This window comes from Amycolatopsis sp. SID8362 (assembly GCF_010550475.1).
Lineage (GTDB): Bacteria > Actinomycetota > Actinomycetes > Mycobacteriales > Pseudonocardiaceae > Amycolatopsis > Amycolatopsis eburnea.
Map to the genome: position 1 here is coordinate 1 of NZ_JAAGNB010000924.1, position 6,354 is coordinate 6,354.

At 72.1% G+C, this 6,354-nt stretch carries 7 protein-coding genes; 2 read left to right on the forward strand and 5 right to left on the reverse strand.

The window, feature by feature from the left end:
* Both G3I65_RS28805 and G3I65_RS28810 read left to right on the forward strand, forming a co-directional pair.
* On the forward strand, positions 1-275 hold a 275-nt coding region (locus G3I65_RS28805), incomplete at its 5' end, for an FtsX-like permease family protein (protein WP_309235773.1).
* Complete coding sequence (locus G3I65_RS28810; RefSeq protein WP_160698889.1) at positions 272-952, forward strand: ABC transporter ATP-binding protein; 681 nt, start codon at positions 272-274, stop codon at positions 950-952. The genes G3I65_RS28805 and G3I65_RS28810, both read left to right, overlap by 4 nt.
* 227 nt (positions 953-1,179) lie before the next feature.
* Here the strand turns inward: G3I65_RS28810 and G3I65_RS28815 are convergent, their stop codons facing one another.
* From G3I65_RS28815 to G3I65_RS28835, 5 genes are all read right to left on the reverse strand, one after another.
* Complete coding sequence (locus G3I65_RS28815; protein WP_160698890.1) at positions 1,180-2,625, reverse strand: BTAD domain-containing putative transcriptional regulator; 1,446 nt, start codon at positions 2,623-2,625, stop codon at positions 1,180-1,182.
* On the reverse strand, positions 2,622-3,770 hold the full coding sequence (locus G3I65_RS28820) for a sensor histidine kinase (protein WP_160698893.1): 1,149 nt from the start codon (positions 3,768-3,770) through the stop codon (positions 2,622-2,624). Before G3I65_RS28820 ends, G3I65_RS28815 begins: the two co-directional genes overlap by 4 nt.
* A gap of 32 nt (positions 3,771-3,802) precedes the next feature.
* Complete coding sequence (locus G3I65_RS28825; protein WP_309235774.1) at positions 3,803-4,450, reverse strand: cutinase family protein; 648 nt, start codon at positions 4,448-4,450, stop codon at positions 3,803-3,805.
* Positions 4,451-4,699: 249 nt separating this feature from the next.
* The gene (locus tag G3I65_RS28830; RefSeq protein WP_160698891.1) at positions 4,700-5,356 is read right to left on the reverse strand and encodes a response regulator transcription factor; all 657 of its coding nucleotides are present in this window, start codon (positions 5,354-5,356) and stop codon (positions 4,700-4,702) included.
* Between the two features lie 9 nt (positions 5,357-5,365).
* Positions 5,366-6,354, reverse strand: a 989-nt coding sequence (locus tag G3I65_RS28835; RefSeq protein WP_160698892.1) for an AAA family ATPase, incomplete at its 5' end; no start/stop codon positions are given.

The following is a 6,354-nucleotide window of genomic DNA, read 5'->3' on the forward strand; positions in this document are numbered from 1 at the left end:
TCCTCAAGGCACTGGGCGCCACCACGGCCGGGCTGCTCAAGGACGCGCTGGGTCAAGCCGTCGTCCTGCTCGCCGGCGGCACGCTCGCCGGCACCGGCCTCGCCGTCGCCGCCGGTGCCGCGCTGGCCGGCTCCGCGATCCCCTTCGTCCTCACCCCCGCCACCGTGTTGGTCCCGGCCGCCGTGCTGGTCCTGCTCGGCGGGCTCGGCGCGGCGCTCGCCATCCGCCGGCTCACCTCCGTCGACCCGCTGACCGCCCTGGGAAGTGCCCGATGAGCCTCACCCTGACCGACGTCACCCTCACCTACCCCGACGGCGACACCCGCCTGACCGCGCTCGACCGGGTCAGCCTGGACGTCCCGCGCGGCAGCCTGACCGCGGTGGCCGGCCCGTCCGGCTCCGGCAAGTCCAGCCTGCTGGCCGTCGCCGCCACGCTGATCACGCCCGACTCCGGCACCGTCACCGTCGACGGCGTCGTGGCCACCGGCTTGAGCCGCGGTGAACGCACCGACCTGCGCCGCCACAAGGTCGGCATCGTCTTCCAGCAGCCCAATCTGCTGCCCGCGCTGACCGCCGCGGAACAGCTCCAGGTCATGGCACGGATCGACGGCCGCTCCGCCGCCAAGGCCCGCACCCGCGCGCTGGAGCTGCTCGACGCCGTCGGCCTCGCGTCCGAGGCAGGGCGACGGCCGCACCAGCTTTCCGGTGGTCAGCGGCAGCGGGTGAACATCGCGCGTGCCTTGATGAACGAGCCCACGGTCCTGCTGGTCGACGAGCCCACCAGCGCCCTCGACCATGACCGGGGCGCGGCCGTGATCGACCTGATCACCCGCCTCACCCACCAGCGGGCTACCGCGACGGTGCTGGTCACCCACGACCGCACCCACCTCACGGCGGCGGACCGGATCACCGAAGTCCGCGACGGCCGCCTGCACCTCCCGGCACCGGCTTGACATCCCTCTCCAGCCAGGGGCCCGGCAGTGCGCCAGCGTCTTGAATGACTCATTCAGGTCTTCTGGAGACCTGAATGAGTCATTCAAGACATTGGGCGAGCGGGTCATCGGCGGCCGAGACGCCTGGCCGCGGGTTTGCCTGACGCCCGCGGAGACGACATGAATGACTCATTCATGTCGTCTGGCGAGGTGAATGACCCTTTCATTACATGCGGGCGGCCGCGCGATCAGGTGAAGCCCAGAAAGCGATCGTCCCCGGCCAGCACCGCGGTCCGGATCCGGGTCAGCTCCGCGCCCGGCTCGACCGCGAAATCGCTCCGGAGCCGCTCGTGGATCCGCTCATACACCGCCAACGCGTCGGTTCGCAGGCCACGCGCGTACAACGCCCGCATGAGCAGCCCCGCGACCGGCTCGCGATGCGGATGGGCCGCGAGCACAGTGGACAGTTCGTCGGCGGCCGAGGCGTACCGACCCAGGCGCAGCTGCGAATCCGCTTTCCGCTGAGCCAACGAAAGCCGGTACTCCCGCAACCTCAGCCGCTCGCCTTCCGCGAACGGCCCCGGCAGGCCCGCCAGTGGTTCGCCCTGGAACAACCCGATGGCGTCGGCGCACAGGTCGGCCGCCGTGTCCAGATCTCCGTTGTCCGTGGCCGCTTTCGCTTCCTGGTCGAGCTCCCGCAGCCGCGTCAAGTCGGTCCGGACGCCGTCGCTCGCGAACAGGTAGCCCGCGCGGCCGCGGCGGATCACCGACTCCTTGCTGGTTTCGTGCGCCGCGCGCAGGCAGGACCGCAGCCGCAGCACGTACGTCGGCAGGACGCCGGTGCCGGTTCCTGGGGGCTCGAGGCCCCAGACGTCGTCGAGGAGGCCGTGGTCGGTGACCACGACGTCCGGGCGCAGCAACAGCGCGGCCAGCAGTGCCTGCTGCCGCACCGGGCCGAGGTCGAGCGCCGTCGTGCCGCGCCACGCGCGAAGCGGGCCGAGCACCGAAAACCGCAGGTGGGGCGGCGGACTGTCCACAGTGGTCCGGGCGGCCGTCACGATGCCGTGGTCGAAGGCGTACACGACGGCCGCGGCGCGGTCGCGCAAGCCGAGATGCTTCGTCAGGCGGGCGAACCTGGTCTTCACGACCGGTTCGGGAAGGCCGAGCGAGCGGGCGATTTCGGCGTCGGTGCTGCCCCGGCCGACCGCGCGCAGCAGCTCGAGTTCTTCCGGCGTCAGCGTTCCTGGCGCCGGCTCCGGGTGCGCGGCCGCGTGGCGGTAGGTCGTGAGCACGCGGGCGGTGACGGCGACGTCGAGCCACGCGTCGCCCGCGGCCACCGCGCGGACGGCCCGGATCAGGTCCTCGGCGGGCGAGTCCTTCAGGACGTACCCGACCGCGCCCGCGCGCAGCACCCCGGCCAGCAGCTCGTCGTCGTCGAACGTGGTCAGGGCCAGCACCGGCGGGTGGGGGCCGGTCCGGCGCAGCCGCCGGGTCGCTTCGATCCCGTCGACCCGCTTCATCCGCAGGTCCATGACGACGACGTCGGCCTCGGCCGCGGCGAGCGCCGCGGGCACTTCGGCGCCGTCGCCGCATTCGCCCACGATGGTGAACCCGTCGCGCTGCCGCAGGATGCGGCGCAAGCCGGACCGCACCAGCTCCTGGTCATCGACCAGCAGCACCCGGGTCGCGGTCACCGGCTCGCTCCGGCCGGCGGCACGGCGAGGTCGACGAGCCAGTCGCCGCCGTCGGGACCGGTCCGCAGGCGGGCGCCGATCTGTTCGGCCCTGGCCGCCATCCCGGTCAGCCCCGAGCCGTCGGCGGCGAACTCGGCCGGCCGGTCGGGCAGGGTGTTGCGGACGATGAGGCGGACCTCGTTCCGGCCGACGTGCAGCCGGATCCGGGCGGTGCTGCGCGGGGCGTGCTTGGCGATGTTCGCGAGGGACTCCTGAGTGATCCGGTAGAGCGTGAGCCCGGCCAGGTCGGGCACGTCGGCGGCGTCGCCCTCCTGCTCGAAGTGGATGTCGAGGCCGGCACCGCGGGTGTGGGCGACCAGGCCGGCGATGTCACCGGCACCCGGCAGCGTGTGCCGTTCGGCCGGGGCGTGCGAAAGCAACCGGACCGTGCGGCGGATGTCGGTCATCGCCGCCCGGCCCACCCGCTCGGCTTCGGTGAGCCCTTCGATCGCTTCGTCGACGTCGCGGTCCTGCTGCAGCGCGCGCCGCGCCCCGGTGAGGTGCAGCAGCGTGATGCTGAGCGAGTGGGCCACGACGTCGTGCACTTCGCGCGCCATGCGCTGGCGTTCGGTGAGGATCGTGTGCTCCCGCTCGGCCACCCGGCCGGCGCGCTCGGCGGCCAGCGCGCGGACGTACCAGCGGAGCATGAACCCGCCCGAGTGCCCGAGCAGCACCGCGGCCAGGTACACCGCCGCGCCGGTCAGCCCGGGCCCGGCCGCCGCCCAGCCGAGCACCGCGAGGTCGAGCCCGAGGAACAGGAACGCGACCGCGGGCCGGGCGATCGAGGCCACCTCGGCGGCCAGCACCACGAGCACGATCGGCGCGAAGTCCGGCAGGCGCGGTTCGGTCAGCAGGATCGCCACCGCGCCGGCCACCGTGACGCACTTGGTCCACACTGGGAGGATGCGGCCGGTGCCCAGCCAGACCAGGCTGGTCGCCCCGATGAGCAGTACGACGAGGACGAGCACGAGCGGGGGCAGCACCCCCGCCCGCTGGGTGACGGCGGTGGCGGCCAGCAACGCGGTGAACGCGTTGGTGCAGACCGCCACCCACCACGGCAACGCGATCCGGGACTGGGCGAGACTCGCTTCCAGCTTCTCCCGCATCTTCACCGTTTCACCCTAGGACTCGTCGTGGATCAGGGGTAGTAGACGCCGTTGTACCACTGGCCGCCGGCGTCGTCGGAATAGACGTCCACGTTGAAGTTGTAGTTGCCGTGCTTGCCTTCCCACAGGTAGCCGGGCAGGCCCGAGGCCGCGTTGATGTCGCAGATGATGTCGTCGGTGCACAACGTCAGCGTCGGGATGTTCCCGAAGAAGTTGTCCACCCCGGCGAGCGGCGCACCGGCGATCGGGGCGATCAGCGGGTGGCCCGCCGCCCCGGCGTTGCCCGGCCCGGGCGCGCGCTTCGGGTCCGCGATGAGCACGGCGTTCACGTTGTCGATGGTCTGCCAGTTTTCGGTGACCCAGGTGTGCACGACCGCGGCGCCGAGCGAGAACCCGACCGCCTTGACGTGCTGGCCCCCGCACGCGTTGCGCTGGTCGCGGATCAGCCGGTTCAGCTCGTTGACGCCCTGGCGGGCGTTGTAGCCGATCGGCTGGGCCGGGTAGCCGACGCGCTGGCTGATGTTGCCCTGCCAATAAGGAGCGTTGGAATCGTTGTCCCCCGTTCCGCCGACCACGATCGTGTAAGTGCCATCGCACGACGCGGCCTGCGCGGGCGGGGAAAGCAGGCCCAGCCCGGCGGACGCGAGAATGCCCGTCAGCAGCATCGAAATCTTCTTCACTTCAACCCCCTTGCGGTGTCGGGGCCCGGATGACCCCGACGCGGGGGATGCTGCCAAGCGATCATGAAATTCCGATGAAACGGCGGACCGTTCACCCGGTCGAGAACCCGGCAAAGTGCGGCTCGCCCGGCGGCGGCTTCGCTGACGTCTTGAATGACTCATTCAGGTCTTCGGAGGTCCTGAATGACTCATTCAAGACACCGCCGACCCACCCGGCCGGCCGGTGCGGCGGTTCGTCGGCGCCCTGGTTCACCCGGTCATGCGATAGCCGACGCCGCGCACGGTGTGGATCAGCACCGGTTCGCGCAGCTTGCGCCGCAGCCGGCCGATCACCACCTCCAGCACGTTCGACCCCGGGTCCGCTGCCTCGTCCCAGGCGTACCCCAGCAGCGCGGTGCGCGACACCGGCCGCCCGCCCGCGGTCATCAGGCGTTCGAGGACGAGGTATTCCTTGCGCGTCAACGTGAGCAGCACGCCGCCGCGCGTCACCTGGTGCTTGCCGTTGTCCAGCTCGACGTCGGCGCAGCGCAGCACGTCCGGCCGGCTGGTGAGGTCGCGGCGGCACAGTCGGCGGACCCGCGCCACCAACTCGGGCATGGCGAACGGCTTGACGAGGTAGTCGTCGCCGAAGCGCAGGCCGTCGATGCGGTCGGCGACGCTGTCGCGCGCGGTCAGGAACAGCACCGGCATCGGCCAGTCCGCGCGGCGCCGCTCGCTCACGTACCGCAGCGCGTCACCCGAAGGCAGCATTCGGTCGAACACCGCGCAGTCGTACGGGTTCACGAACAGCGCCTCGTCGGCGGCCGGCAGGTCGGCCACGGCGTCGACCGCGAACCCGGCGGCGCGGAGGGCGGCGTCGAGCGCCACCCGCAGATTTTCGTCGTCCTCGGTCACCAGCACCCGCACCCCCGCACGTTAGCGTGCGGCGGCGACCACCACGTCGTCGGCGAGCAGCTCGCGCAGTTCGCCCACGTCCGGGATCCGGCCCAGCCGCCGCAGCCGCTGGGACTGCGCCTTGCGCATGCCTTCGAACAGCCGCCGCGCGTCCCGCGCGTTGCCGAAGTTCGGTTCGGCGGCGGCGCCCGCGAAGAAGTCGGTCAGCACCGGGTGCGCCGCCGGGTCCAGTTCGTAGTCGCCCGCCGAGACCATCCGGCCGACGATGCCGAGCAGCTCGCCGGGCGTGTAGTCGGCGAACTCGATCGTCTTGCCGAAGCGGGACGCGAGACCGGGGTTGGCCGACATGAACTCCGCCATCTCGGCGGTGTAACCGGCCACGATCACCGCCACGTCGTCGCGGCGGTCCTCCATCAGCTTGACGAGCATGTCGATGGCTTCCTGGCCGAAGTCGCCGCCCGCCGACGCCGAGCGCGACAGCATGTAGGCCTCGTCGATGAACAGCACGCCGCCCAGCGACTCCTCGACCACGACCGCGGTCTTCTCCGCGGTGTGCCCGATGTACTGGCCGACGAGGTCGCGCCGCGACACCTCGCGGAACTGGCCGCGCGGCAGCACACCCAGTGCCTTCAGCAGCTTCCCGTAGATCCGCGCGACCGTCGTCTTCCCGGTGCCGGGCGCGCCGGCGAACACGAGGTGGTGACCGGTCGGGCCGACCGGCAGCCCGGCCCGGCGGCGCCACTCGTTGACCTGCAGCTCGTCGACCAGCGCCCGCACTTCGGCCTTCACGCCGGGCAGGCCGACCATCGCGTCCAGCTCGGCCAGCAGGTCGTCCAGCTCTTGGCTGCCGAGGCCATCGGGGTTGGCCGGGTCACCCGCCGCGGCCACGGTCGTCGTCGCGCCCGGCGCCACCACGATGCCGGGCTCCGCGGTGTTTTCCACGCGGCACCCGGACACCCGGCCGCCGCAGCCCGCGGCGAACGCGATCCCGGCGCCCCGCGCGTCGCGGA